This window comes from Enterobacter sp. R-1.6.2 (genome assembly GCF_035064085.1).
Lineage (GTDB): Bacteria > Pseudomonadota > Gammaproteobacteria > Enterobacterales > Enterobacteriaceae > Enterobacter > Enterobacter asburiae_B.
Genome location: NZ_JASEYI010000014.1, coordinates 61013 through 87147, shown reverse-complemented (window position 1 = coordinate 87147; position 26135 = coordinate 61013). Strand labels below are relative to the sequence as shown.

The window sequence follows — 26135 nt, the reverse complement described above, 5'->3', positions numbered from 1 at the left end:
TCGCTGTGGAGCGCTTAGGTTTTTTTTTGCCTCTCGTTTACGCAGGAGAGAAATTTGGCTTAGCGCTTTTTACTGATTTTAAAAAAATGAAATATCGACAGGAAATAGAAAAATTTCCTGCGACCGGTTACGCACAAAATACTCAATCACAGGTTGTTATCATGGCATATAAAAATAAACTCTATGCGCTCGCCTTATTGACGATATCCCCGCTGTCGGTGGCGCAGGACTGGAACGGAACGGTATTAGGCTTTGAAGCTCCTCCGGAGCCTGTTCTGGGCGAAATGCTCGGCATACGTAAAATCCTCAACCATAACGGTTTTACCTATAACCTCGGATATCTGAATGAAATTGGCTGGAACGGAGGCGGTGGCTATAACCACGACTCCCACGTGGCCTATATCGACCAGTTTGCGCTGACCTTCAGCCAGGATCTTGAGCGCTGGACCGGTATCCCGGATGCGCGTATCGAAGGGAACATCGTCAACCGTAACCACAATGACGACCTCACCACCAAACGCGTGCAGGACCCTCGCGTCAACTTTAACGACCTGACCCAGGAGAGCTGGGGCGGGCAGTCGATTACCCGTCTGGGCTGGCTGACCTTTGCCCGCAGCTTTGACGACCGGCGTCTGACCTGGCGCATCGGGATGATGAACAAGGTGCAGACCTTCGATCAAATCATCCCCTGTGATTTCCAGCTCCTGTCGCAGTGCGGCGGGAAGTCAGCCAACTCGCTGACGTGGAACAACTGGAACGTTCACTCCTGGGGCACCACGCTTGCGTATAAATTAACGCCGACGCTGACCCTGAAGGGCGGCGTGATGGAGCAAAATCCCGAGGCCTCCAGCCGCAGCCACGCGTGGAGCTGGTCGACGAAGGGCAGCAAAGGGGTCTTACTGCCGGTTGAAATCGAAGCGCGTCCGCTGATTAACGGCCTGCCGGGGGCGTACAACCTGGGCGTGGTGTTTACCAACGCGCCGCAAACCGATCTTTATCGCGGCAAATCCGGCGGTGCGGGCGCGACGGACCCGAACGGCTTTGATACCCACAGCCGGACCTGGTTCATGTACGCCGGGCTGAACCAGCAGCTTACGCAGCATCAGGATGACCCGAATCGCGGGTTGAGCACCTCTTTCAGCATGAGCCTTGCGGATCAGAGTACCAACTACATGCATCAGGTTTACGCCGCCTCGCTGCGCTACCGCGGGCTTTTTGACGCGCGGCCGGAAGACTGGATTGGCTTCGGGCTAACCTGGATTGATATGAGCAGCCAGTACGCCCGCAACCAGCGCTATATGAACAGCCTGAGCGGCGTGTCGGACTATAACGATCCGGCGTATCACCCGGAGCCAGGCCACTCTCTGAACGGTGAGTTTTATTATCGCTTCCGTCCGGTGTCGTGGCTGGAGCTGCAGCCGGGCATTCAGTACTGGCACCATCCCGGCGGGGTCAGCCGCACCCAGGATGCCTGGGTTACCGAGCTGAAAACGGTGGTGAGCTTCTGATATCACCGTAGCAAGTTCGATCCGCGTCACGTTTCTGACGCGTGATGCATTGAGGCTATGAATGAAACTGATAGAGTGCCAGAACTGGATTGTTACTGCTTAGGCAGGCAAAACCTGATTTTCTGGCATCTGCCGGAGGTCAGGTTTTTTTGTTTCTGGGGTTCAGATGAAAATCGCCAAGATACTCAATAATAACGTGGTGGTTGTTCAGGATGAGCGCGGGCGCGAACAGGTGGTGATGGGCCGTGGGCTGGCCTTTCAGAAGCGCGTCGGTGAAGCGCTGGATACCGCGTTGGTTGAAAAGGTGTTTGCGTTACAAAGCGATGAGCTGGTGCGTCGACTCGGGGAGTTGCTGAGTCAAATTCCGCTGGAGGTAATGACCACCTGCGACCGCATCATCGGGCTGGCGGCGCAGCGGCTGGGCAAGCTGCAGGAGAGTTTGTATATCACCCTCACCGACCACTGCTACTTTGCGATTGAGCGGCAGAAGAACGGGCTGGCCATCAAAAACGTGCTGCTGTGGGATATTAAACGGCTGTATCCGAAGGAGTTCGAATTAGGGCAGGAGGCGCGGGCCATTATTGCCAGACGCCTGAACGTCGAGCTGGAAGAGGATGAGGCCGGGTTTATCGCGCTGCATCTGGTCACCGCGCAGCTGAACAGCGAAATGCCGGAAGTGATGCACGTGACGCGGGTGATGCAGGAGATCCTGCAGCTGGTGAAGTATCAGCTGCAGCTTGAGTACGATGAAGAGTCGCTCAGCTATCAGCGTTTCGTCACTCACCTGAAGTTTTTTGCCCAGCGGATGCTGACCCGCACCGTGGTGGAAGATGACGATGTCTCGCTGCATACGGCAGTAAAAGACAACTACGCGAAAGCGTGGAAATGCGCCGAGAAAATCGCCCAGCACCTGAACAAAAGCTATCAGCGCGAGCTGACGACCGAAGAAATTATGTTCCTCGCCATTCATATCGAGCGGGTGAGAAAAGAGGGGCGTTAAGCCTCAAAACAGGATTGTTACTGCATCACGCAGGCAAAACCTGAGCGCGGCCTTCGTCAGAAGGACGTTCTCGGGTTTTTTTATTTTTTGTACTCAGTCAACAGGTGCCTACAGGCATCGGATGTAAGGAAATCGAGATGGAATACCAGGCTTTAGCGAAGGATATTCTCGGCCACGTTGGCGGAAAAGAGAACATCGTCAGTCTTGTGCACTGCGCGACCCGGCTTCGCTTCAAACTAAAAGAGAATCAACGGGCGGATGCGGAAGGGCTGAAGAAAAACCCGGGCGTGATCATGGTGGTCGAAAGCGGCGGCCAGTTTCAGGTAGTGATTGGCAACCACGTCCACGACGTCTGGCAGGCGGTGCGCAATGAGGCAGGCCTTACCGATGACGCGCCCGCCGTGGAAGAGAGGGGGGAAAAGGGCAACCTGCTGGGCCGCCTGATTGACATCGTCTCCGGGATTTTCACTCCGTTTATCGGCATTCTGGCCGCGTCCGGTATTCTGAAAGGGCTGCTGGCGCTGGCGGTGGTGTGCGGCTGGCTCAGCACTGAGAGCGGCACCTATAAAATCTGGTTCGCCGCCAGCGACGCGCTGTTCTTCTTCTTCCCGCTGGTGCTGGGCTACACCGCCGGAAAAAAATTCGGCGGCAACCCGTTTATTACCATGGTCATCGGCGGGGCGCTCACCCATCCGATGATGATTGCAGCGTTTAACGCCAGCCAGCAGCCGGGCGCGGTATCGGACGCTTTTTTGGGCATTCCTGTCACCTGGTTTAACTACAGCTCGTCGGTGATCCCGATTATTCTCGCCGCGTGGGTCAGCTGCTGGCTGGAAAAGCAGAGCACCAGGCTGCTGCCATCCTCGATGAAAAACTTCTTCGCGCCGCTGATCTGTCTGGGCGTGACCGTGCCGCTGACTTTCCTCGTTATCGGGCCGCTGGCGACCTGGCTGAGCCAGATGCTGGCGAACGGCTATCAGAGCATTTACGTTCTGGCACCGTGGCTGGCGGGCGCGGCGATGGGCGCGCTGTGGCAGGTCTGCGTTATTTTTGGCCTGCACTGGGGGCTGGTGCCGCTGATGATTAACAACCTGGCGGTGCTGGGGCATGACTCCATGCTGCCAATGCTATTGCCCGCGGTGTTTGGCCAGGTGGGGGCGGCGCTGGGGATCTTCCTGCGTACCCGCGATGCCCGTCAGAAGATGCTGGCGGGTTCATCGGTAACGGCCGGGATATTTGGTATCACCGAACCCGCTGTGTATGGCGTAAACCTGCCGCTGCGCCGCCCGTTTATCTTTGGCTGCGTGGCGGGAGCTATCGGCGGCGCGATTGTCGGTTTCAGCGATACCCACGTTTACTCCTTCGGCTTCGCCAATATCTTTACCATCGCCCAGATGATTCCGCCGGGTGGGGTAAACGCCACGCTGTGGGGCGGCGTGATCGGCACCGCGGTAGCGCTGGTGCTGAGCTGTGGCCTGACGCTGGTGGCAGGTATGCCGGGACGCGCAGAGGCGGAAGCTGCGGTTACGGCAGGGGAAAACGATGTCTTATCCCCGATGACCGGGACCGTTCTGGCGCTCGACCAGGTGCCGGATACCACGTTTGCCAGCGGCCTGCTGGGCAGCGGCGCCGCCATTATTCCCTCGGATAACAAAGTGGTGGCCCCGTTTGCCGGCGTGGTGGCCTCGCTGTTTCAGACCAAACACGCCATCGGCCTGCTCAGCAACAGCGGAATTGAAGTGTTGATTCACGTGGGGATCGATACCGTGAAGCTCGACGGCAGGCCGTTTACCGCCCACGTGAAGGTGGGCGACAGGGTGCAGCCCGGCGATCTGCTGCTGGAGTTTGACCGACAGGCGATTATCGATGCCGGATACGACCTGGCGACCCCGATCATTATCAGTAACAGCGATGAGTATCGTGACGTGGTGACCGTGGCGGCAACGTCCGTCAGCGCCGGTGCGCCGTTACTCAGCGTAAGCCATCAATAACAGGAGAACGTGATGAAAACTTTCCCGGACGATTTTTTATGGGGCGGCGCGGTTGCCGCGAATCAGGTAGAAGGCGCATATCTGGAGGAGGGGAAAGGGCTATCCACCTCGGACGTTCAGCCGCAGGGGGTCTTCGGCCCGGTGGTTGAGCGAGTGGCGGGCGACAGCGGCATCAAGGACGTCGCCATCGACTTCTATCACCGCTACCCGGAAGACATCAAACTGTTCGCTGAGATGGGCTTTAGCTGCCTGCGCGTCTCAATTGCCTGGACCCGCATTTTTCCGAACGGCGACGAGCTGCAGCCTAACGAAGCGGGGCTGGCGTTTTACGACCGGCTGTTTGACGAGCTGGCCGCGCACAGCATTACCCCGCTGGTAACGCTCTCGCATTACGAAATGCCGTGGGGGCTGGTGAAGCAGTACGGCGGGTGGGGCAGCCGCCAGACCATTGGGTTCTTCGAGCGCTACGCCCGCACCGTGTTTGCGCGCTACAAGGAGAAGGTGAAGCTCTGGCTGACCTTCAACGAGATCAATATGTCTCTGCACGCGCCGATGACCGGCGTGGGCCTGCCTGAAACCAGCAGCAAAGGTGAGGTGTACCAGGCGATCCACCACCAGCTGGTGGCCAGCGCGCTGGCCGTGAAGGCCTGCCACGAGATTATCCCGGATGCCAGAATCGGCAACATGCTGCTGGGTGGCCTGATGTACCCGCTGACCTGCAAGCCGGAAGATGTTCTGGAGACGCTGCAGGAAAACCGCGCGTGGCAATTCTTTGGCGACGTGCAGTGCCGTGGCGCCTATCCGGGGTATATGCAGCGCTTCTTCCGCGACAATGGTATTCAGCTTGAGGTAACGGATGACGACCGCGAGGCGCTGAAATCGACCGTCGATTTTATCTCGTTCAGCTATTACATGACGGGCTGCGTTACCGCGGATGAGGCCCTCAACCAGCAGGCGCGCGGCAATATCCTGAGCATGGTGCCAAACCCGCATCTGGCAAGTTCCGAATGGGGCTGGCAGATTGACCCCATCGGCCTGCGTACCCTGTTAAACGTGCTCTGGGATCGCTATCAGAAGCCGTTGTTTATCGTGGAAAATGGCCTCGGGGCGAAAGATAAACCGGATGCGAACGGCGTGGTGCAGGATGACTATCGCATCAGCTACCTTAACGACCACCTGGTGCAGGTGCGTGAAGCCATTGACGACGGCGTTGAGGTGATGGGGTATACCAGCTGGGGGCCAATCGACCTGGTGAGCGCGTCTAAAGCTGAACTCTCCAAGCGCTACGGCTTTATTTACGTCGATCGCGATGACAGCGGTAACGGCACGCTGGCGCGCAGCCGTAAGAAAAGTTTCTACTGGTATAAAGAGGTGATTGCCACGAAAGGGGCTTCGCTGAAAGTCTGATATTAATGACGTTGCCCGGCTCTGAGCCGGGCAAATAGATCAGAAAATCAACTTGAATACGCCGGTAACCACTAAGAGCCCTATCAGAAATATAATTAAAATAACCCACAGTAATATTTTCATTCCTTTCTCCCGCTCATGTATGTCCTGAATAAGTGTAGCAGCGTATTTATATTTGGCGTGAATGCATTGAATTTAATCATTCTCTTTGGGAATAAATTTCCGGGTATTAAAATGTATGACAATTTGCGGATTGCCACGCGTTACTAAAAAAATGAACGATATCGAGCGTAACGTGCGCCTTTATTTTTTTTGAGTGTATGGCGTCATGAAACGTTCTCTTATTTTATCTCTGAGCGCACCCTTCGCTTTTATTCTGGCAGCCTGTGCGCCTGAACATGCCACGGTGTCTCCCATTAAAACGCAAACCGCTGCGGCGTCGGTGAATACGGTTCTGAATCATCAGGACTGGCCGAAGAATGAGTGGTGGAAAGCGTATAACGATCCCCAGCTTAACGGGCTGATTGCGAAAGCGTTGAGCGATGCGCCGGATATGCAGATTGCCCGTCAGCGCATTACGCTTGCCGAAGCCCAGGCCAAAGCCGCAATGGCCGCTGACGGTCCGCAGATTGATTTTTCCGCCGATGCGGAACGCCAGAAAATGTCCGCCGAAGGGCTGATGGGGCCCTTTGCCCTTACCGACCCGGCTGCAGGCACCACCGGGCCGTGGTACACCAACGGCACCTTTGGGCTGACCGCAGGCTGGGATCTCGACCTGTGGGGGAAAAATCGCGCCCGGGTCGAGGCCCGGATTGGCAAAGTGAATGCGCAAAAAGCGGAGCTGGAGCAAACCCGCCAGCTGCTGGCCAGCAGCGTGGCGCGGCTCTACTGGGAGTGGCAAACTCAGGCCGCCGCGGGGGAGATTCTCGCGCAGATCAAACATGAGCAGGACAACATAATCGGCGCCGATCGCGAACTGTATCAGCATGGGATCACCTCGTCCGTGGAAGGGGTGGAAACCGATATCAACGCCAACAAGACCGAAGAACAGCTGGCAGAAGTCAACGGGAAGATGAAAGCCGTTGAGGCGCGTCTGGTCGCGCTGACGAATTCTTCCTCCGTAACGCTTACGCGGCATGCGCTGCCGACGGTCGACGCCGCGCTACCGCCGACGCTCGGTTATGAACTGCTGGCACGCCGTCCCGATCTTCAGGAGGCGCACTGGTATATCGAAGCCTCCATGAGCGAGGTGGAGGCCGCCAGAGCGGCTTTCTATCCTGACGTGAACCTGATGGCGTTCCTACAGCAGGATGCCCTCCATCTGAGCGATCTGTTTCGCGCTTCAGCGCAGCAGATGGGCGTGACCGCCGGGCTGACGCTGCCGATTTTTGACAGCGGCAGGCTGAACGCCAGCCTGGATATCGCCCAGGCGCAGAACAATCTCTCGGTCGCGAACTACAACAAAGCGGTGGTTGAAGCGGTCAATCAGGTGGCACGCGCAGCCAGCGAAGTCGAAACGCTGACGGCAAAGAACCGCCATCAGCAGCAGGTCGAAAAAGATGCGGCGCGGGTTGTGGCGCTGGCGCAGGCGCGCTTCAGCGCGGGGATCGTTGCGGGCTCGCGGGTCAGTGAAGCCAGGATCCCGGCACTCAGGGAAGACCTCGCCGGATTGTTGCTGAAAGGCCAGTATGTCGACGCCACGCTGCAGCTGACGTCGGCGCTGGGCGGTGGCTATCATCATGGCTAAAAAAGGTCATTATCTATACTTACCTCTTTGCAGTTTTTCAGGAGGTGAGTATGACCAGAGTAGCGATAGTGACCGCATCGGATTCCGGGATTGGTAAAACAACGGCGCTGATGCTCGCAGAGCGCGGGTTTGATATTGGCGTCACCTGGCACTCGGATGAAAAAGGGGCGCTGGAAACCTGCCGCGAAGTTGAAGCGCAGGGGCAGCGCGCAGAGGCTATCCATCTTGATTTAAGCGCGCTGCCGGAAGGCGCAAAGGCTATTGAAACGCTGATTGCGCGTTTTGGTCGGCTGGACGTGCTGGTTAACAATGCCGGAGCGATGACCAAAGCGCCGTTCCTTGAGATGCCGTTTGACGACTGGCGGAACATTTTCACCGTCGACGTGGACGGCGCGTTTCTCTGTTCGCAGATAGCCGCCCGGCAGATGGTGAAGCAGGGGGAAGGGGGGCGGATTGTGAATATCACCTCGGTACACGAGCACACGCCGTTGCCGGAGGCCAGCGCCTACACGGCGGCAAAACACGCGCTCGGCGGGTTAACCAAATCCATGGCGATGGAACTGGTTAAGCACAACATTCTGGTGAACGCCGTCGCGCCGGGCGCCATTGCCACACCGATGAACGACATGGACGACAGCGAAGTGAAGGAAGGCTCAATGCCGGAAATCCCGCTGGCGCGGCCGGGCCGCACCAAAGAGATAGCCAGCCTGGTGGCATGGCTGTGCGACAGCGACGCCAGCTACACGACGGGGCAATCGTTTATTGTCGACGGGGGCTTTATGCTGGCGAACCCGCAGTTTAAGCCGGAGGGGTAGTTTTCCCTCACCCTAACCCTCTCCCAAAGGGAGAGGGAACTAAAAACACCCTCTCCCTTTGGGAGAGGGCCGGGGTGAGGGGAGGAGACCGCACTCACTCCTCATCCCGCGTCTTTTCCCGATGCTTCAGCCACAGCCTGACCCCAATCACCGCCACCACCACCAGAATCAACCACGCCCAGTGCTTCAGGTGCTGGTCGAGATTATGCAGCCACGGGCCAATCACTTCGCCCCCGACGTAGCCGAGCGTCGTAAAGATCAGCGCCCAGGCTATCGCACCAAGAACATTGAGCGGCAGGAAAATTTTTGGCGGCAGATGGCTGGCGCCAATCAGTATCGGCCCGATAATGCGAAAGCCATACATAAAGCGCGTGCCGATGACGAACAGATAGGGATGACGTTGAATGAGCCGTTGAGCGCGGCGGATTTTCTTCTGATGCTTTGCGAAACGCTTAAGCAGCGTGGGCCCGAAGCGCAGCCCGAGAAAGTAGAGCAGCTGATCGCCAATCATTCCGCCGAGCGCGACCGCAGCGACGACCAGCGGGAATTTCAGTAAGCCCTGATGCGCGGCGACGCCGCCTAACAGCGTGATGGTTTCACCTTCTGCCACGCTACCGACGACCAGCGCGGCATATCCATATTGTTCAATGAGTGCGTTAATATCCATTACGTAAATGTTATCTCCCTCAGCGTACCTCGTTTAATCATATACCCCATGAATCAACAGCGGGGAAATCAACGGAAATTTCCCACTGTACAGAAAATAATCTAAAGCCTGCATTATACTTAAGGTATCGCTGACGGGCCGACAACAAGGGGGCGCTATGAACCATGTCTGGGGACTTTTCTCCCATCCCGATCGTGAAATGCATGTCATTAAAAGTGAGAACGAAACGGTCTCGCATCATTACACGCACCACGTGCTGCTGATGGCTGCGGTGCCGGTAATATGCGCTTTTATCGGAACAACACAAATCGGCTGGAACTTCGGTGACGGCACCGTGGTTCAGCTTTCCTGGTTTACCGGGCTCTATCTGGCCATTGTTTTTTATGGCCTGATGCTGGCGGGTGTGGCGATAATGGGGCGCGTCATTCACTGGATGGCGCGTAACTACCCGCAACGTCCATCGCTGGCGCACTGTATGGTCTTTGCCGGATATGTCGCGACCCCGCTGTTCTTAAGCGGTATTGTTGCGCTCTATCCACTGGTCTGGCTGTGCGCGCTGATCGGTACCATTGCCCTCTTTTACACCGGGTATCTGCTGTATCTGGGGGTTCCAACCTTCCTGAATATCAATAAAGAAGAAGGCCTGAGTTTTTCCAGTTCAACACTCGCTATCGGGGTGCTGGTACTGGAGGCGCTACTGGCGCTGACGGTTATTCTTTGGGGTTACGGATACCGTCTCTTCTGACTTCACTGCATTGCTGGCGTAAATGCCAGCAATGCAGCATCTGTTCACGATTATCCGCTGGCGACAACGCCCGGTGACCGCTATGATGCCGAAGCCAGCCTGTGTTTATCCGTTGATACAGGCGGTGTACGTCATGACGTGCGTGAATAATTATCAGAAGTCTCACCATGCTGAAATTCCGAGTCTCTTTACTTAGCCTGGCGCTGCTGCTGGGCGCGTCCGCTGCCGTGCCGGCCGTCGCTAAAACGCCCGCGGTGACCGCCGCTGCTGCTCAGCCGCAAATTGCGTCCGGCAGCGCGATGATTGTCGATCTCAACACCAATAAGGTGATCTACGCCAGCCATCCGGACCTGGTGCGCCCGATCGCCTCGATTACCAAATTAATGACCGCGATGGTGGTGCTTGATGCACATCTGCCGCTGGACGAAAAATTGAAAGTGGACATCAGCCACACGCCGGAGATGAAGGGGATCTACTCCCGCGTGCGGCTGAACAGTGAAATCAGCCGTAAAAATATGCTGCTGCTGGCGCTGATGTCGTCTGAAAACCGTGCGGCGGCGAGCCTGGCGCACCACTATCCGGGCGGCTATGACGCCTTTATCCGCGCGATGAACGCGAAAGCCAAAGCGCTGGGGATGACCAATACGCATTATGTTGAACCGACGGGTCTGTCGATCAACAACGTCTCCACGGCCCGCGATCTGACGAAACTGCTGATTGCCAGCAAACAGTATCCGCTGATTGGTCAGCTCAGCACCACCCGTGAAGAGATGGCGACCTTTGCGAACCCGTCCTATACGCTGCCGTTCCGCAACACTAACCATCTGGTATACCGCGATAACTGGAATATTCAGTTAACCAAAACCGGCTTTACCAACGCGGCAGGGCACTGTCTGGTGATGCGCACCGTGTTTAACGGTAAGCCGGTGGCGCTTGTGGTGATGGATGCTTTCGGCAAATATACCCACTTCGCGGACGCGAGCCGCCTGCGTACCTGGATTGAAACCGGGAAAGTGCAGCCCGTTCCGGCCGCAGCATTGACGTATAAAAAGCAGAAAGCGGAACAGATGGCGACGGCGCAGAACGACTGAGTCGTTTGTGCGCGCTGATGCCCTCACCCCGACCCTCTCCCTGTGGGAGAGGGGAAAAACACTAAAAACGGTAACCCAGGTTACCGTTTTGCGTTTATTCCGGCAGCGTCCAGTCCCCATCGTTGAGCGAGCGCTGCATAATCACCGTATCCCGCCAGTCGCCTTTCTTATACCCCACGCTGCGCAGCTGACCGACAATCTCGAAGCCGTGCTTTTTATGCAGCCGCAGCGAGCCGGCATTATTGTTGCCATCGCCCACAACGGCAATCATCTGCCGCCACGGGCCTTGCTCGCAGCGGGCGATCAGCGCATCCATTAATGCCGAACCAAAACCGCGCCCGGTAATGCTGGCATCCACGTAAATCGACTCTTCCAGGGTATAGCGGTAGGCGTGTCGCGGGCGGTAAGGCGTGGCGTAGCAGTAGCCCACCACGATGCCGCGATACAGCGCGATAAGCCACGGCAAACCGCTCTCAGCCACGCTTTTCATACGCTGACGCATTTCGTCGATGGTAGGGGGGACTTCTTCAAATGACGCGCGCCCGTGCAGCACATGCCATGCATAGATGGCGGCGATGGCATGCACATCATCGGGAAGGGCATCGCGCACTTCCAGTTCGGTCTCGGATAAAACATCAACAGCCGACATGATGTGCCTGCTCCTCGTTATAGAAAGCCGGAGAAACGTTCCTCCGGCGTCAGACGGTTACTCTATTACGATTAAGGCGCGCTAAACAATCTCTCAAATTTGGCTATAGGAATTAATCAGACGCTTGCGTTACGCGCTGCTCCGCGTCCGCGCTCTCTTTCCAGTATTTCTTCCGCGTTGTTTTACCAATGCCGGGATTCATGCTGTTTGTAGGGTCATTCTCGCGATAAAACTGCTTAAGTGCGTCAGGGGCTTTATAAAGATGCCCGACGTTATGTTCCGCAGGATATTGTGCGCCGCGTTCACGCAGCAGGGCGAGCATCTGCTCCTTCAGTTCGTGCGCATCGACCCCTTTTTTGACGATGTAATCCTGATGGAAGACATAACACATAAAGTGGCCGTAATAGAGCTTATGCACCAGCTTGCTGTCGATTTCCGGCGGGAGGTGCTCAAACCACTCGGTATCGTTACGTCGCAGGGCGATATCCAGCGCCAGAATATCTTCCACCTCTTCTGAATGCACCGCCTGATAACGGATGGCGGCGCCTGCGGCGGCAAAACGGTGCAGGAACGCTTTGCTGCCCTCTTCAGGCGTACAGGCAAAGAAATCCCCTTCGGCGTTTTTGAAGAATTCGGTCAGCCAGGACTGCGCTTCGGCAATTCCGTCCCCGGCCATTTTCAGCAGCAGGTGGTGCTCGTACTTATCGCGCCAGGTTTTCATTCGCTCCGGCAGATGCGCCGGGAAAACGTTGCCCAGCTTCTGCATAAAGCGGTCGGTGAAGTGGGGTTTGAACAGCGACACCTTCTCCAGCATCGCGTCGGTGCGGCCCTTCATGGTGAAGAAGAACGGCATTTTGTCGGTGCCGAGCTTGTCGATCATCAGGAACGTATCTTTGCCGTAACGCTCGGCGATGTCGTAAATGTCCCGGTGCATGTACTCGCCCGCCACAGGCAGATGGGTAAATTCGCCCAGAATATGACGACGAATTTCGGTCAGAACCTCAGGCTGATTGGTACCAATGTAAAACACCTGCTGCTTTTTCTCCGCCGGGAAGGTATCCAGACGCACGGCAAACACGGCCAGCTTCCCGGCGCAGCCGGAGGATTCAAACAGGCGGTCCGGGTCGGCGTTGTAGCGCGCCGGCGTATCGGCGTCGATATCCCGCACGCGGGTCACGTAGTCGTGATCGTGCGCATGACGACCGTCGTGCTGAACGTCTTCGTCCTTCACGCGATCGTCGTCGAGCTTGCTGAGGATCTGTTCCGGCGTCGCGCCGAGATCGATTCCCAGATGGTTCACCAGCGTCAGCTTGCCGTTTTCGTCAATACGGGCAAACAGCGACATCTCGGTGTAGGCCGGGCCGCGCTGCACCAGCGAGCCGCCGGAGTTGTTGCAGATCCCACCGACCACCGAGGCGCCAATGCAGGAGGAGCCAATCACCGAGTGCGGCTCACGGCCCAGCGGCTTAAGCGCTTTTTCCAGGGAGTAGAGCGTCGTGCCGGGGAACGCGAGCACCTGCTCGCCTTTATCCAGCAGGTGCAGCTTGTCGAGGCGCAGGGTGCTGATAATCACGATGTCGCGATCGTAATCGTTGCCGTTCGGCGTGGAGCCTTCGGTCAGACCGGTATTGGCGGCCTGCATTAAAATAATCTTGTCGGCGGCGACGCAGGCGCTCAGGACGCGCCACAGCTCCAGCAGCGTGCCGGGGAAGACCACCGCCAGCGCCTCGCCCTGACCGGAGCGGAAACCTTTGCGGTAGCGGGCGGTTTTGGCCGGGTCGGTAAGCAGGTGAGAGGAGCCAACCAGGCGCGACAGTTCGTTAATAAAAGTCGTGTTATCGTTTGTTCGAACAGAAGTCATCTTCCACTCCTTGTGGTGGGGCAAATTTCTCGCTGTAAAGCATAGCGCGATTAACTGTTAAGCGGTCGAGTATTCACGAGAAAAATCAGAGAATAACCCTGCAACGTTTCGAGGGTTTGTGGCACACTGCGCTTTTCGCACGGTATGGCCGAGATCGTCCGGCGGTTATTGATGAGAGAGTAAAACGACATGAAATGGCTATGTTCTGTAGGTGTCGCCGTCAGCCTGGCGCTGCAACCTGCGCTGGCAGAGGATTTGTTTGGTAATCACCCGCTCACGCCTGAAGCACGGGACGCGTTTGTCACGGAATTGCTCAAGAAAATGACGGTTGATGAGAAAATCGGCCAGCTGCGTCTTATCAGCGTCGGTCCGGATAACCCGAAAGAGGCCATCCGCGAGATGATCAAAGACGGGCAGGTTGGAGCCATCTTTAATACCGTCACCCGCCAGGATATCCGCAAGATGCAGGATCAGGTGATGGATCTCAGCCGCCTGAAAATTCCGCTGTTCTTTGCCTATGACGTGGTGCACGGTCAGCGTACCGTTTTCCCGATTAGCCTCGGTTTAGCCTCCTCCTTTAACCTCGACGCGGTGAAAACCGTCGGGCGCGTGTCGGCTTATGAAGCGGCGGACGACGGCCTGAACATGACCTGGGCGCCAATGGTGGACGTCTCGCGCGATCCGCGCTGGGGCCGCGGTTCGGAAGGCTTTGGTGAAGACACCTATTTAACCTCCACGATGGGTAAAACCATGGTGGAAGCGATGCAGGGCAAAAGCCCGGCGGATCGCTACTCGGTGATGACCAGCGTCAAACACTTCGCGGCCTATGGCGCAGTGGAGGGCGGGAAAGAGTACAACACCGTCGACATGAGCCCGCAGCGCCTGTTCAACGACTACATGCCGCCGTACAAGGCAGGGCTGGATGCGGGCAGCGGCGCGGTGATGGTGGCGCTGAACTCGCTGAACGGCACGCCTGCGACGTCCGATTCCTGGCTGCTGAAAGACGTCCTGCGCGACCAGTGGGGCTTTAAGGGCATCACCGTTTCTGACCACGGCGCGATTAAAGAGCTGATTAAACACGGTACCGCCTCCGATCCGGAAGACGCGGTGCGCGTGGCGCTCAAGTCGGGCATCAACATGAGCATGAGCGACGAGTACTACAGCAAATACCTGCCGGGGCTGGTGAAGAGCGGCAAGGTCACGATGGCGGAGCTGGACGATGCCGCGCGCCACGTGCTGAACGTGAAATACGACATGGGGCTGTTTAACGATCCGTACAGCCATCTGGGGCCGAAGGATTCTGACCCGGCAGATACCAACGCTGAAAGCCGTCTGCACCGCAAAGAAGCGCGTGACGTGGCGCGCGAAAGCCTGGTGCTGCTGAAAAACCGCCTCGACACGCTGCCGCTGAAAAAATCCGGCACCATTGCCGTGGTGGGCCCGCTGGCCGACAGCAAGCGCGACGTGATGGGCAGCTGGTCTGCGGCAGGCGTGGCCGATCAGTCCGTGACCGTGCTGACCGGGATTAAGAGTGCCGTGGGTGATAACGCGAAAGTGGTGTACGCCAAAGGGGCGAACGTCACCAACGACAAAGACATCGTCACCTTCCTCAACCAGTACGAGGAAGCGGTGAAGGTCGATCCGCGCACGCCGAAGGAGATGATCGACGAGGCGGTGAATACTGCGAAACAGTCTGACGTGGTTGTCGCGGTCGTGGGCGAAGCGCAGGGTATGGCGCACGAGGCCTCCAGCCGTACCGACATCACCATTCCGCAGAGCCAGCGCGATCTGATCGCCGCCCTGAAAGCCACCGGCAAGCCGCTGGTGCTGGTACTGATGAACGGTCGTCCGCTGGCGCTGGTGAAAGAGGACCAGCAGGCTGACGCCATTCTGGAAACCTGGTTCGCCGGTACCGAAGGCGGTAACGCCATCGCCGACGTGCTGTTTGGTGATTACAACCCGTCGGGCAAGCTGCCGATGTCCTTCCCGCGCTCCGTTGGGCAGATCCCGGTCTACTACAGCCACCTGAACACCGGTCGCCCGTATAACGCCGACAAGCCGAACAAGTACACGTCCCGTTACTTCGACGAAGCTAACGGCCCGCTGTATCCGTTTGGTTACGGTCTGAGCTACACCAGCTTCAAGGTTTCTGACGTGAAAATGTCGGCGCCGACCCTGAAGCGTGACGGCAAAGTTACCGCCAGCGTCGAGGTGACCAACACCGGCAAGCGCGAAGGGGCAACGGTGATTCAGATGTACGTTCAGGATGTCACCGCCTCGATGAGCCGTCCGGTGAAACAGCTGCGCGGCTTCGAGAAGGTCAACCTGAAGCCGGGCGAAACCCAAACCATCAGCTTCCCGATTGACGTGGATGCGCTGAAGTTCTGGAACCAGCAGATGAAATACGATGCGGAACCGGGCAAGTTTAACGTCTTTATCGGGGTGGATTCTGCCCGCGTGAATAAAGGCGAGTTCGAGCTGCTGTAACCTTCCTTCCTTTGCATCCCCCGACTTCCGGGGGATGCGTCTTACGTTATGCTAAAAAGGCATTTTGCCGGGTAAATCCGCTGTTTTAAGCTACGCTTTTCTCTCAAGCCTCTGAAAAAGGCGATAAAAAAATGAGGATAGCGGAATGACGATTGCAAAGGGGATGTTGGGATCTGCGGTGCTGCTGGCGGCGTTAAGCCTGCCGTTACAGGCGGCGGAGCCGGTAAAAGTGGGCTCAAAGATCGATACCGAAGGCGCGCTACTCGGCAATATTATTTTGCAGGTGCTGGAAAGCCACGGCGTGAAAACCGTCAATAAAGTTCAGCTGGGCACCACGCCCGTCGTGCGCGGGGCGATCACCTCCGGCGAGCTGGATATCTATCCGGAATACACCGGCAACGGGGCATTCTTCTTCAAAGATGAAAACGATCCGGCATGGAAAAACGCCAAAGCCGGGTATGAGAAAGTCAAAAAACTGGACGCGGAACAGAACAAGCTGGTCTGGCTGACGCCGGCCCCGGCCAACAACACCTGGACTATCGCCGTGCGCAAGGACGTGGCGGAGAAAGGTAAGCTGACGTCTCTGGCGGATCTCAGCCGCTATCTGAAAGAGAAGGGCGACTTTAAGCTGGCAGCGTCCGCGGAGTTTATCGAGCGTCCTGACGCGCTCCCTGCTTTCGAAAAAGCCTACAACTTCAAGCTCGACCAGGCGCAGCTGCTCTCGCTGGCGGGCGGGGATACGGCGGTAACCATTAAGGCGGCGGCGCAGCAAACTTCCGGCGTTAACGCGGCAATGGCCTACGGCACCGACGGCCCGGTGGCGGCGCTCGGCCTGCAAACCCTGACCGATCCTAAAGGCGTACAGCCGATTTACGCCCCGACCCCGGTCGTGCGCGAGGCGGTGCTGAAAGCCTATCCGGATATTGCAGAATGGCTCAAGCCGGTCTTCGAAAAACTGGATGAAAAAACGCTGCAACAGCTGAACGCCAGCATTGCCGTCGAGGGGCTGGATGCCAAAAAAGTGGCCGCCGACTTCCTGAAACAACAAGGGCTTGTGAAGTAACGGGAAAGGGCTGTGCCAATAAAATGTCATAACCGCGTACTGCTGCTGTTGGCCTGCGTGGCCATCGCGGCAGTCGCGCTGCCGTTTGTGAATGTCGCCCCTAACCGCCTGATGTCAGGGGAGGGGCGCTCTCTCTGGGACGTCTGGTCCTTTACGCCGTGGTGGCTGACGGCGGCGCTGGCCGCGTGGGTTGCTCTTTCATTCTGGCAAGGGCGCACGGCGCAGTGGCTGACGCTGCTCCTCGCTGAAGGGCTGTTTATCATCCTGTTCTGGGGGGCCGGGCAGGCGGCGACGCATATGGCGTCAGCGGAAAGTCCGCTGGCGAGAACCACGGTGGGCAGCGGCCTCTGGCTGTGGCTGGCGCTGTGTCTGCTGGTTTGCAGCGACGCCATTCGTCGACTCATCTCCAGCGCCGTCTGGCGCTGGGTGCTCAACGCGCAGATATGGTGCATTCCCTTGTTCCTGCTGTTCAGCGGTGAGCTGAACAATCTCTCGCTGCTGAAAGAGTACGCCAACCGTCAGGAGGTGTTTGATGATGCCCTGGCGCAACACCTGACGATCCTTTTTGGCACGCTGATCCCGGCTCTGCTGGTCGGGATACCGCTCGGCATGTGGTGCTATCGTCATCCTTCACGCCAGGGTGGGGTCTTTGCCGTGCTCAACGTGATCCAGACCATCCCTTCCGTCGCGCTGTTTGGCCTGCTGATTGCCCCGCTGGCGGGGCTGGTGAAGTCATTTCCGGTGCTGGGAACGCTCGGCATAGCCGGAACGGGGTTAACGCCCGCGCTTATCGCGCTGGTGCTGTATGCGCTGCTGCCGCTGGTGCGCGGCGTGGTCGCGGGTCTGGGCCAGGTCGCGCAGGATGTGCTTGAAAGCGCCCATGCGATGGGGATGAGCGCGCGGCAGTGTTTCTGGAAAATTCAGCTCCCGCTGGCGCTGCCCCTGCTGCTGCGCAGCCTGCGGGTGGTGGCGGTACAAACTGTCGGCATGGCGGTGATTGCGGCACTGATTGGGGCGGGCGGCTTTGGCGCGCTGGTGTTCCAGGGGCTGCTCAGCAGTGCCCTCGATCTGGTGTTACTGGGCGTGGTGCCTACGATTGCGCTGGCGGTTGTCGTCGACGCGCTGTTTGCCTTATGGCTCGCGCTGCTCAGGAGAAGAGCTAATGATTGAATTTCATGATGTCAGTAAAACCTTTGCCGGTCGCCCGGCGGCGAGCCACCTGAACCTGAACTTTGCCGAGGGGGCGTTTTCCGTGCTGATTGGCACCTCGGGCTCGGGAAAATCCACCACCCTGAAGATGATCAACCGGCTGGTTGAGCATGACAGCGGGTTGATCCGCTTTGCCGGAGAAGAGATCCGCAGCCTGCCGGTGCTGGAGCTGCGCCGTCGGATGGGCTATGCCATTCAGTCTATCGGCCTGTTTCCCCACTGGACGGTGGCGCAGAACATCGCCACCGTGCTGCAGCTGGAGAAATGGTCGCGGGCAAAAATCGCTGACCGGGTGGATGAGCTGATGTCGCTGCTGGGGTTAGAGCCCGCGCTGCGCGATCGCTATCCGCACCAGCTTTCCGGAGGCCAGCAACAGCGCGTGGGCGTGGCGCGCGCGCTGGCGGCCAACCCCCAGGTGCTGCTGATGGATGAACCCTTCGGCGCGCTGGATCCGGTTACGCGCGGGGCACTGCAGGCGGAGATGACCCGCATTCACCGCATTCTCGGACGGACGATCGTTCTCGTGACGCACGATATTGATGAAGCTCTGCGCCTGGCCGACCATCTGGTGCTGATGGATCATGGCGAAGTGGTGCAGCAGGGCTCGCCGCTTGAGCTATTAACATGGCCGAAGAACGACTTTGTGCGCGAGTTTTTTGGCCGCAGCGAGCTGGGCGTGAGGCTGCTCTCCCTGCGGACGGTCAGCGACTATATGCGTCGGGAGGAGCTCCCGGTGAGCGGCGAACCGCTGCAGGCGCAGATGAGCCTGCGGGATGCTCTCTCCGCGTTTGTCGCGCGGCAGTGCGAGGTATTGCCCGTCTCGGACTCGCGCGGGGCGCCGTGCGGAACCTTACATTTTCGCGATCTGCTGGCCGGGGAGGTGACGCGTGAAGGCACTGCGTGATCCGCTCCTCTGGCTGGTAGCGCTCTTTGTCGCCTTACTGTTTCTGATGCCTCACAGCGCGGCGCTGTTTAACGCTCTTTTCCCGGGGCTGCCGCGGCCGGTTTATCAGCAGGAAAGCTTTATTAATCTCGCCCTGGCGCATCTCTGGCTGGTGGCGCTCTCAAGCGCCATCGCGGTTGTGTTGGGGGTTGGGGCAGGCATCGCGGTCACGCGGCCTGCGGGCAAAGAATTTCGTCCGCTGGTGGAGACGATAGCGGCGATTGGCCAGACGTTTCCCCCGGTGGCGGTGCTGGCGATAGCGGTGCCGGTGATGGGCTTTGGTCAGCAACCCGCCATTATTGCGCTGATTTTATACGGCGTATTGCCGGTGCTGCAGGGCACGCTGGCGGGCCTCGCGGCGGTACCGGCGTCGGTGCTGAGCGTGGCAGAAGGGATGGGGATGAGTCGCGGCCAGCGGCTGCGCAAGGTTGAACTGCCGCTTGCGGCGCCGGTTATCATTGCCGGGATCCGCACGTCGGTGATTATTAACATCGGGACGGCGACCATTGCGTCTACGGTCGGTGCCAATACGCTGGGAACGCCGATTATTATCGGCCTGAGCGGGTTTAATACGGCTTACATTGTGCAGGGGGCGGTGCTGGTCGCGCTGGCGGCAATCGTCGTCGATCGCCTTTTTGAGCGGCTGGCGCTGTACCTCAGCCGACACCGCCGCGAACAATAAACGAGTATCCTGCCAGCATCACACCGCCGATACCGCTCACGGCCATCAGGACAAAAAGGGTAATAATGGCCAGTTTGGTTGCCTTCATCATGTGCTCCTGTTGTTAACGGAACAATTATACGGTGAAGCGCAGCTGTTAATGAACCATTAAATGCCGTTATGGCTCATCCGGGCCAAGGGAATAAACCGGGTAACCATTCTCTCGCCATTCCGTCAGCAGCTGTTGCTGCGTGGCGGACGGCACTTCTCCACACCAGACCAGCAGGGTCTGACCGTCGAAAAACTCGGGTTTAAGCTGCGCCAGCGAGTGCGCCAGGACATCCACGCGCCAGCCCTTCTGGGTCGCAATCCACGCTTCCAGCCACAGGCGGGTGGTATCGTGCACGTTCCAGCCGACCACCAGCGCATCTTTTCCGGCTTTGTTCTTCGCTGAGGCAAGGCAGACGGCAATATAGTTGATCAGCACCCCGTCGAGCATGCTGAGCAGCGCCTGCAGGGTGGACTGCTGGCATTGCAGACGTCGACGGAGCGGAATGAAAAGATGAGAGATCAGCGTCTGTGCCGGATAGTCGCGGCCCTGCTCTTTTATCCATGTGCGCAGGCGCTGAAGATTCCCCGCCTGCAGAAGCCGCAGCAGGGTTTCCTGTTGTTCGCGCCAGAGGTGTTGCGTGTCCGGGTCGTCATGGCTCAGCAGGGACTTCACTTTGCCGACCTGTACTCCGTTGTCGATCCAGCTTTTAATTTCGCGGATGCGGTCGATATCGGCCTCATTGAAAAGGCGATGCCCACCGTCGGTCCTCTGCGGTTTAAGCAATCCATACCGTCGCTGCCACGCCCGTAGGGTAACGGGATTGATATCACAAAGGAGTGCCACTTCACCTATCGTGTAAAGCGCCATATTCGCCCCCTGGCTTACGCGTTCCCAGCTTAACTGTAGACCCACTTTGGCGAACCAGGAAGGATTGATTGATTTTTGAACAAACAATGCGAAGCATGCGCGATATTCAGAAAAAGGTGTGATAACGGACACGATTTTGCGCTTTTTTGGGATGCTTCAAAGAAAGTAAACCCGCATCAGTGTATGTTACGCGTTTTTAGCGTGTGCGGTTTTGAGTATGTACGAGTTTAATCTGGTGCTGCTGTTGCTTCAGCAGATGTGCGTGTTTCTTGTCATTGCCTGGCTGATGAGCAAAACGCGCCTGTTTATCCCGCTGATGCAGGTTACCGTACGCCTGCCGCATAAGCTGCTCTGCTACGTTACCTTCTCTATTTTCTGCATCATGGGAACCTATTTTGGTCTCCATATCGAAGACTCTATTGCCAACACGCGCGCTATCGGCGCGGTGATGGGCGGGCTGCTTGGCGGTCCCGTCGTCGGTGGGCTTGTCGGCTTAACCGGGGGGCTGCATCGCTATTCCATGGGCGGGATGACCGCGCTCAGCTGTATGATCTCCACGATCGTGGAAGGGCTGCTCGGCGGCCTGGTGCACAGCTACATGATCAAACGCGGCCGCCCGGATAAAGTCTTTAGCCCGCTTACCGCCGGTGCCATTACCTTTGTGGCCGAAGTGGCGCAGATGGCGATCATTCTGCTCATTGCTCGTCCGTTTGAGGATGCGCTGCACCTGGTCAGCAGCATTGCCGCCCCGATGATGGTTACCAACACCGTAGGCGCGGCGCTGTTTATGCGCATTCTGCTCGACAAGCGCGCCATGTTTGAGAAGTACACCTCGGCGTTTTCCGCCACGGCGCTGAAGGTCGCCGCCTCGACCGAAGGGATCCTGCGCCAGGGGTTTAACGAAGAGAACAGCATGAAGGTCGCGCAGGTGCTCTACAAGGAGCTGGATATCGGCGCGGTGGCCATAACCGACCGCGAGCGGCTGCTGGCCTTTACCGGCACCGGGGACGATCACCATCTGCCGGGTAAACCGATCTCCTCAGCCTATACGCTGCGCGCCATCGAAACCGGTGAGGTGGTGTATGCCGACGGTAACGAAGTGCCTTACCGCTGTTCGCTGCATCCGCAGTGCAAGCTGGGCTCCACGCTGGTGATTCCGCTGCGCGGGGAAAATCAGCGGGTGATGGGGACTATCAAGCTGTATGAGGCCAAAAACCGTCTGTTCAGCTCCATCAACCGCACGCTGGGAGAGGGGATAGCCCAGCTGCTGTCCGCGCAAATCCTGGCCGGGCAGTATGAACGGCAGAAAGCCCTGCTGACGCAGTCCGAAATTAAGCTGCTGCATGCCCAGGTCAACCCGCATTTTCTGTTTAATGCCCTCAACACGCTCAAAGCGGTGATCCGCCGCGACAGCGATCAGGCCGCGCAGCTGGTGCAGTTTCTGTCGACCTTTTTCCGTAAGAACCTGAAACGGCCGTCTGAGATCGTGACCCTCGCCGATGAGATTGAGCACGTGAATGCCTATCTACAGATCGAGCAGGCGCGTTTCCAGTCGCGCCTGCAGGTGTCGCTCTCCGTTCCGGACGAGCTGGCGTATCAGCATCTCCCGGCCTTTACCCTGCAGCCTATTGTCGAAAACGCCATTAAACACGGCACGTCACAGCTTCTGGGAACGGGGGAGATAACCATTGCCGCCAGCCGTTTCAACCACCATCTGGTGCTGGATATTGAAGATAATGCCGGGCTTTATCAGCCTTCCGCCTCGGGCGGTTTAGGGATGAGCCTGGTGGATAAACGCCTGCGCGCTCATTTTGGCGACGACTGCGGCATTACCGTCGCCTGTGAGCCAGACCGATTTACCCGTATTACCGTACGACTGCCGCTGGAGGAAAACGCATGTTAAGAGTGCTGATTGTGGATGACGAGCCGCTGGCACGAGAAAACCTGCGCGTTCTGCTGCAGGAGCAGCCTGATATTGAGATTGTGGGGGAGTGCGCGAACGCCATTGAGGCCATCGGCGCGGTGCACAAGCTGCGCCCGGACGTGCTGTTCCTCGACATTCAAATGCCCCGCATCAGCGGGCTGGAGATGGTCGGCATGCTCGACCCGGCGCATCGCCCCTATATCGTGTTTCTGACGGCGTTCGACGAATATGCCGTTAAGGCTTTTGAGGAGCACGCGTTTGACTATTTACTCAAGCCGATTGAAGAGAAGCGTCTGGAAAAAACGCTCACCCGTTTACGCCAGGAGCGAACCGTACAGGACGTCACGCTGCTGCCGGAAAACCAGCAGCCGCTGAAGTTTATCCCCTGCACCGGGCACAGCCGGATTTATCTTCTGCAGATGGATGATGTGGCGTTTGTCAGCAGCCGCCTGAGCGGGGTATTTGTCACCAGCGCGGAAGGGAACGAAGGGTTTACCGAGCTGACCCTGCGCACGCTGGAGAGCCGCACGCCGCTGATCCGCTGCCACCGCCAGTATCTGGTGAACATGGCGCACCTGAAGGAGATCCGCCTGGAAGATAACGGCCAGGCCGAGCTGGTGCTGCGTGCCGGGCAAACGGTACCCGTCAGCCGTCGCTATCTCAAGAGTTTGAAAGAGGCGATTGGCCTGTAAAACTGGTACACTGCGCGCCATTGCATCATCGACATTCGAAGGCTCTATGCTAAGTAACGATATTCTTCGTAGCCTGCGCTACACCCTGAAAGCAACCAATAACGACATGGTGCGCATTCTTGCGCTGTCGGACATGGAATCCACGTCTGCCGGTTTCGATACCTGGATGACCAAAGAAGATGAAGAGGGCTTCGTTCGCTGCCCGGACATCATTCTGTCGGGTTTCCTGAACGGTCTGATTTACGATAAGCGTGGCAAAGATCCGGCCGCGCCGGAGCTGGCGCTGGAGCGTCGCGTGAACAACAACACGGTGCTGAAAAAGCTGCGCATCGCGTTCTCGCTGAAAACGGACGATATTGTGGCGATCATGACGGAGCAAAAATACCGCGTATCCGTACCGGAAGTGACCGCCATGATGCGCGCGCCGGATCATAAAAACTACCGCGAGTGCGGCGATCAGTTTCTGCGTAACTTCCTGCGCGGGCTGACCCACCGGGTGCATCACCCGAAGGTGTAAAGGCGGTAGGGGGCGGCCTGATGCCCTCACCCCGACCCTCTCCCACGGGGAGAGGGAGAAAACAAAACGCCATAAAAAAAGCCGGAGATTATCTCCGGCTTTTTTGTTATTTCACCTGCTGGCCAGGCTTCGCGCCTTCGTCAGGGCTTAACAGGAAGATATCTTTCCCGCCGGGGCCTGCGGCCATCACCATCCCTTCAGAGATGCCGAAGCGCATTTTGCGCGGCGCCAGGTTCGCCACCATCACGGTCTGACGACCGATCAGCACCTGCGGATCCGGGTAGGCTGAACGGATGCCGGAGAAGACGTTACGCTTCTCGCCGCCCAGATCCAGCGTCAGGCGCAGCAGCTTGTCAGAACCTTCCACGAATTCCGCGTTTTCGATCAGCGCCACGCGCAGGTCGACTTTGGCGAAATCGTCAAAGGTAATGGTCTCCTGAATCGGATCGTCTGCCAGCGGGCCGGTCACCGGTGCCGCAGCCGCTTTAACCTCTTCTTTAGACGCTTCCACCAGGGCTTCAACCTGCTTCATCTCGATGCGGTTGTACAGCGCCTTGAAGGTGTTCACCTTGTGGCCGAGCAGCGGCTGCGCCATGGCATCCCAGGTCAGTTCGGTGTTCAGGAACGCTTCAGCGCGGGATGCCAGCTGCGGCAGAACCGGCTTCAGGTACGTCATCAGCACGCGGAACAGGTTGATGCCCATGGAGCAGATGGCCTGCAGATCGGCATCGCGACCTTCCTGTTTGGCGACAACCCACGGTGCCTGTTCGTCCACATAGCGGTTTGCCAGGTCGGCCAGCGCCATGATTTCGCGCACGGCTTTACCGAACTCACGGGTTTCCCAGGCTTCGCCAATGGTGGCTGCCGCGTCGGTAAAGGTTTTGTACAGGGCAGGGTCAGCCAGTTCAGCCGCCATCACGCCGTCAAAACGCTTGGCGATAAAGCCCGCGTTACGGGAGGCCAGGTTTACCACCTTGTTGACGATGTCCGCGTTCACGCGCTGCACGAAATCTTCCAGGTTCAGGTCGATATCGTCGATGCGGGAAGAGAGCTTCGCGGTGTAGTAGTAGCGCAGGCTGTCCGCGTCGAAGTGGTTCAGCCAGGTGCTGGCCTTAATGAACGTCCCGCGAGACTTGGACATCTTCGCGCCGTTCACCGTCACGTAGCCGTGAACGAAAAGGTTGGTTGGCTTGCGGAAGTTGCTGCCTTCCAGCATCGCCGGCCAGAACAGGCTGTGGAAATAAACGATGTCTTTACCGATAAAGTGATACAGCTCGGCAGTAGAATCTTTCTTCCAGTATTCGTCGAAGCTGACGGTGTCGCCACGCTTGTCGCACAGGTTCTTGAAGGAGCCCATGTAGCCGATTGGCGCGTCCAGCCAGACGTAGAAATATTTGCCCGGCGCGTTCGGGATTTCAAAGCCGAAGTACGGCGCATCGCGGGAGATATCCCACTGCTGCAGGCCGGATTCGAACCACTCCTGCATTTTGTTCGCCACCTGTTCCTGCAGCGCGCCGCTGCGGGTCCACGCCTGCAGCATTTCGCTGAAGGACGGCAGGTCGAAGAAGAAGTGCTCGGAGTCACGCATGACGGGCGTGGCGCCGGATACCACGGATTTCGGCTCGATAAGCTCGGTCGGGCTGTAGGTCGCGCCGCACACTTCGCAGTTATCGCCGTACTGGTCCGGGGATTTACATTTCGGGCAGGTGCCTTTGACGAAACGGTCCGGCAGGAACATGCCTTTTTCCGGATCGTACAGCTGAGAGATGGTGCGGTTTTTGATAAAACCGTTCTCTTTCAGACGGGTGTAGATCAGCTCCGACAGTTCGCGGTTTTCGTCGCTGTGCGTGGAGTGATAGTTGTCATAGCTGATGTCAAAGCCAGCAAAATCAGTCTGATGCTCCTGACTCATTTCGGCAATCATCTGCTCCGGGGAGATCCCCAGCTGCTGCGCTTTCAGCATGATCGGCGTGCCGTGAGCATCGTCCGCACAGATGAAGTTAACCTCGTGGCCGCGCATTCGCTGGTAACGGACCCAGACATCAGCCTGGATATGCTCCAGCATGTGGCCGAGGTGGATTGAGCCGTTGGCGTACGGGAGTGCGCACGTTACCAGAATTTTCTTCGCGACTTGAGTCATAGTAGGCATTACTTCTTTTAACTGTGAAAAGGGTTTTTGATGTTACCCGAAAGGTAATAACTACGCCAAGTGATAAGGGCATTAATCCATAAATGAATA

21 protein-coding genes and 1 pseudogene are annotated in these 26135 nt (G+C 57.8%); 16 read left to right on the top strand and 6 right to left on the bottom strand.

Translation table 11 applies throughout. The features are described 5' to 3' along the window. Nucleotides 1–161: 161 nt before the first annotated feature. The 6 genes and pseudogenes from QMN93_RS16035 to QMN93_RS16010 all read left to right on the top strand — a co-directional run bounded on the left by QMN93_RS16035 (nucleotide 162) and on the right by QMN93_RS16010 (nucleotide 8468). The gene (locus QMN93_RS16035; RefSeq protein WP_193139696.1) at nucleotides 162–1508 is read left to right on the top strand and encodes a carbohydrate porin; all 1347 of its coding nucleotides are present in this window, start codon (nucleotides 162–164) and stop codon (nucleotides 1506–1508) included. A gap of 166 nt (nucleotides 1509–1674) precedes the next feature. Then, nucleotides 1675–2508, top strand: a complete 834-nt coding sequence (gene licT / locus QMN93_RS16030) for a BglG family transcription antiterminator LicT (RefSeq protein ID WP_023616723.1) — start codon at nucleotides 1675–1677, stop codon at nucleotides 2506–2508. Nucleotides 2509–2532: 24 nt separating this feature from the next. After that, nucleotides 2533–4499: pseudogene (gene bglF / locus QMN93_RS16025) on the top strand (PTS beta-glucoside transporter subunit IIABC). A gap of 12 nt (nucleotides 4500–4511) precedes the next feature. Continuing rightward, nucleotides 4512–5906: a glycoside hydrolase family 1 protein gene (locus QMN93_RS16020; RefSeq protein WP_193139692.1), complete on the top strand. Its 1395-nt coding sequence runs from the start codon at nucleotides 4512–4514 to the stop codon at nucleotides 5904–5906. Nucleotides 5907–6234: 328 nt separating this feature from the next. Next, entirely contained in the window at nucleotides 6235–7653 is a 1419-nt protein-coding gene (gene mdtQ, locus QMN93_RS16015; RefSeq protein ID WP_193139690.1) for a multidrug resistance outer membrane protein MdtQ, read from the top strand. A gap of 50 nt (nucleotides 7654–7703) precedes the next feature. Beyond that, nucleotides 7704–8468 carry an SDR family oxidoreductase gene (locus QMN93_RS16010; protein WP_072196557.1) on the top strand — a complete coding sequence of 255 codons (765 nt, stop codon included), beginning with the start codon at nucleotides 7704–7706 and terminating at the stop codon, nucleotides 8466–8468. A 94-nt stretch (nucleotides 8469–8562) separates the two neighbouring features. On the opposite strand, the gene QMN93_RS16005 is transcribed toward QMN93_RS16010, so the two are convergent. Then, nucleotides 8563–9135 (bottom strand): DedA family protein, encoded by a 573-nt coding sequence (locus QMN93_RS16005; RefSeq protein WP_032658928.1) that lies wholly within the window; start codon nucleotides 9133–9135, stop codon nucleotides 8563–8565. Between the two features lie 157 nt (nucleotides 9136–9292). On the opposite strand from QMN93_RS16005, the gene QMN93_RS16000 reads away from it, so the two are divergent. After that, the gene (locus QMN93_RS16000; RefSeq protein ID WP_033146018.1) at nucleotides 9293–9880 is read left to right on the top strand and encodes a Yip1 family protein; all 588 of its coding nucleotides are present in this window, start codon (nucleotides 9293–9295) and stop codon (nucleotides 9878–9880) included. Between the two features lie 167 nt (nucleotides 9881–10047). Further along, the gene (gene pbpG, locus QMN93_RS15995) at nucleotides 10048–10971 is read left to right on the top strand and encodes a D-alanyl-D-alanine endopeptidase (protein ID WP_126796639.1); all 924 of its coding nucleotides are present in this window, start codon (nucleotides 10048–10050) and stop codon (nucleotides 10969–10971) included. A gap of 94 nt (nucleotides 10972–11065) precedes the next feature. On the opposite strand, the gene QMN93_RS15990 is transcribed toward pbpG, so the two are convergent. Both QMN93_RS15990 and dld read right to left on the bottom strand, forming a co-directional pair. After that, entirely contained in the window at nucleotides 11066–11620 is a 555-nt protein-coding gene (locus QMN93_RS15990; RefSeq protein WP_033146016.1) for a GNAT family N-acetyltransferase, read from the bottom strand. A 112-nt stretch (nucleotides 11621–11732) separates the two neighbouring features. Beyond that, nucleotides 11733–13481 carry a D-lactate dehydrogenase gene (dld, locus tag QMN93_RS15985; RefSeq protein ID WP_064672831.1) on the bottom strand — a complete coding sequence of 583 codons (1749 nt, stop codon included), beginning with the start codon at nucleotides 13479–13481 and terminating at the stop codon, nucleotides 11733–11735. 189 nt (nucleotides 13482–13670) lie between these two features. On the opposite strand from dld, the gene bglX reads away from it, so the two are divergent. The 5 genes from bglX to QMN93_RS15960 all read left to right on the top strand — a co-directional run bounded on the left by bglX (nucleotide 13671) and on the right by QMN93_RS15960 (nucleotide 19865). After that, on the top strand, nucleotides 13671–15968 hold the full coding sequence (gene bglX / locus QMN93_RS15980; protein WP_047060524.1) for a beta-glucosidase BglX: 2298 nt from the start codon (nucleotides 13671–13673) through the stop codon (nucleotides 15966–15968). Nucleotides 15969–16113: 145 nt separating this feature from the next. After that, nucleotides 16114–17031: an ABC transporter substrate-binding protein gene (locus tag QMN93_RS15975; RefSeq protein ID WP_182383811.1), complete on the top strand. Its 918-nt coding sequence runs from the start codon at nucleotides 16114–16116 to the stop codon at nucleotides 17029–17031. Nucleotides 17032–17043: 12 nt separating this feature from the next. Next, on the top strand, nucleotides 17044–18201 hold the full coding sequence (locus tag QMN93_RS15970) for an ABC transporter permease (protein WP_193139688.1): 1158 nt from the start codon (nucleotides 17044–17046) through the stop codon (nucleotides 18199–18201). Then, a complete protein-coding gene (locus QMN93_RS15965) occupies nucleotides 18194–19144 on the top strand; it encodes an ABC transporter ATP-binding protein (RefSeq protein ID WP_094934109.1) in 951 nt (316 codons plus the stop codon). Before QMN93_RS15970 ends, QMN93_RS15965 begins: the two co-directional genes overlap by 8 nt. Beyond that, nucleotides 19128–19865, top strand: a complete 738-nt coding sequence (locus tag QMN93_RS15960) for an ABC transporter permease (RefSeq protein ID WP_033146011.1) — start codon at nucleotides 19128–19130, stop codon at nucleotides 19863–19865. Before QMN93_RS15965 ends, QMN93_RS15960 begins: the two co-directional genes overlap by 17 nt. Here the strand turns inward: QMN93_RS15960 and QMN93_RS15955 are convergent. Together QMN93_RS15955 and mlrA are read right to left on the bottom strand one after the other, a co-directional pair. Next, a complete protein-coding gene (locus tag QMN93_RS15955) occupies nucleotides 19840–19953 on the bottom strand; it encodes a protein YohO (RefSeq protein ID WP_008500895.1) in 114 nt (37 codons plus the stop codon). The genes QMN93_RS15960 and QMN93_RS15955 overlap by 26 nt on opposite strands. A 69-nt stretch (nucleotides 19954–20022) precedes the next feature. Further along, nucleotides 20023–20763, bottom strand: coding sequence for an HTH-type transcriptional regulator MlrA (mlrA, locus tag QMN93_RS15950; protein WP_087823017.1), 741 nt, complete (start codon nucleotides 20761–20763; stop codon nucleotides 20023–20025). Nucleotides 20764–20980: 217 nt separating this feature from the next. Between mlrA and QMN93_RS15945 the strand changes: the two genes are divergently transcribed. Genes QMN93_RS15945 through QMN93_RS15935 form a run of 3 tightly spaced genes read left to right on the top strand, consistent with a single transcriptional unit; the run spans nucleotide 20981 to nucleotide 23896 of the window. Continuing rightward, a complete protein-coding gene (locus QMN93_RS15945) occupies nucleotides 20981–22666 on the top strand; it encodes a sensor histidine kinase (protein WP_023312444.1) in 1686 nt (561 codons plus the stop codon). Next, on the top strand, nucleotides 22660–23379 hold the full coding sequence (btsR, locus tag QMN93_RS15940) for a two-component system response regulator BtsR (RefSeq protein WP_023312443.1): 720 nt from the start codon (nucleotides 22660–22662) through the stop codon (nucleotides 23377–23379). Before QMN93_RS15945 ends, btsR begins: the two co-directional genes overlap by 7 nt. Nucleotides 23380–23425: 46 nt before the next feature. Further along, nucleotides 23426–23896 (top strand): DUF1456 family protein, encoded by a 471-nt coding sequence (locus QMN93_RS15935; protein ID WP_064672825.1) that lies wholly within the window; start codon nucleotides 23426–23428, stop codon nucleotides 23894–23896. A 106-nt stretch (nucleotides 23897–24002) separates the two neighbouring features. Here QMN93_RS15935 and metG read toward each other — a convergent pair whose 3' ends face one another. Continuing rightward, the gene (metG, locus tag QMN93_RS15930; RefSeq protein WP_064672824.1) at nucleotides 24003–26036 is read right to left on the bottom strand and encodes a methionine--tRNA ligase; all 2034 of its coding nucleotides are present in this window, start codon (nucleotides 26034–26036) and stop codon (nucleotides 24003–24005) included. Nucleotides 26037–26135 lie beyond the last annotated feature (99 nt).

Bases quoted from the DNA above. Each gene is read 5' to 3' on its own strand.
- QMN93_RS16035 (WP_193139696.1), top strand. From the start codon at position 162: ATGGCATATAAAAATAAACTCTATGCGCTCGCCTTATTGACGATATCC.
- licT (WP_023616723.1), top strand. From the start codon at position 1,675: ATGAAAATCGCCAAGATACTCAATAATAACGTGGTGGTTGTTCAGGAT.
- QMN93_RS16020 (WP_193139692.1), top strand. From the start codon at position 4,512: ATGAAAACTTTCCCGGACGATTTTTTATGGGGCGGCGCGGTTGCCGCG.
- mdtQ (WP_193139690.1), top strand. From the start codon at position 6,235: ATGAAACGTTCTCTTATTTTATCTCTGAGCGCACCCTTCGCTTTTATT.
- QMN93_RS16010 (WP_072196557.1), top strand. From the start codon at position 7,704: ATGACCAGAGTAGCGATAGTGACCGCATCGGATTCCGGGATTGGTAAA.
- QMN93_RS16005 (WP_032658928.1), bottom strand. From the start codon at position 9,135: ATGGATATTAACGCACTCATTGAACAATATGGATATGCCGCGCTGGTC.
- QMN93_RS16000 (WP_033146018.1), top strand. From the start codon at position 9,293: ATGAACCATGTCTGGGGACTTTTCTCCCATCCCGATCGTGAAATGCAT.
- pbpG (WP_126796639.1), top strand. From the start codon at position 10,048: ATGCTGAAATTCCGAGTCTCTTTACTTAGCCTGGCGCTGCTGCTGGGC.
- QMN93_RS15990 (WP_033146016.1), bottom strand. From the start codon at position 11,620: ATGTCGGCTGTTGATGTTTTATCCGAGACCGAACTGGAAGTGCGCGAT.
- dld (WP_064672831.1), bottom strand. From the start codon at position 13,481: ATGACTTCTGTTCGAACAAACGATAACACGACTTTTATTAACGAACTG.
- bglX (WP_047060524.1), top strand. From the start codon at position 13,671: ATGAAATGGCTATGTTCTGTAGGTGTCGCCGTCAGCCTGGCGCTGCAA.
- QMN93_RS15975 (WP_182383811.1), top strand. From the start codon at position 16,114: ATGACGATTGCAAAGGGGATGTTGGGATCTGCGGTGCTGCTGGCGGCG.
- QMN93_RS15965 (WP_094934109.1), top strand. From the start codon at position 18,194: ATGATTGAATTTCATGATGTCAGTAAAACCTTTGCCGGTCGCCCGGCG.
- QMN93_RS15955 (WP_008500895.1), bottom strand. From the start codon at position 19,953: ATGAAGGCAACCAAACTGGCCATTATTACCCTTTTTGTCCTGATGGCC.
- mlrA (WP_087823017.1), bottom strand. From the start codon at position 20,763: ATGGCGCTTTACACGATAGGTGAAGTGGCACTCCTTTGTGATATCAAT.
- QMN93_RS15945 (WP_023312444.1), top strand. From the start codon at position 20,981: ATGTACGAGTTTAATCTGGTGCTGCTGTTGCTTCAGCAGATGTGCGTG.
- btsR (WP_023312443.1), top strand. From the start codon at position 22,660: ATGTTAAGAGTGCTGATTGTGGATGACGAGCCGCTGGCACGAGAAAAC.
- QMN93_RS15935 (WP_064672825.1), top strand. From the start codon at position 23,426: ATGCTAAGTAACGATATTCTTCGTAGCCTGCGCTACACCCTGAAAGCA.
- metG (WP_064672824.1), bottom strand. From the start codon at position 26,036: ATGACTCAAGTCGCGAAGAAAATTCTGGTAACGTGCGCACTCCCGTAC.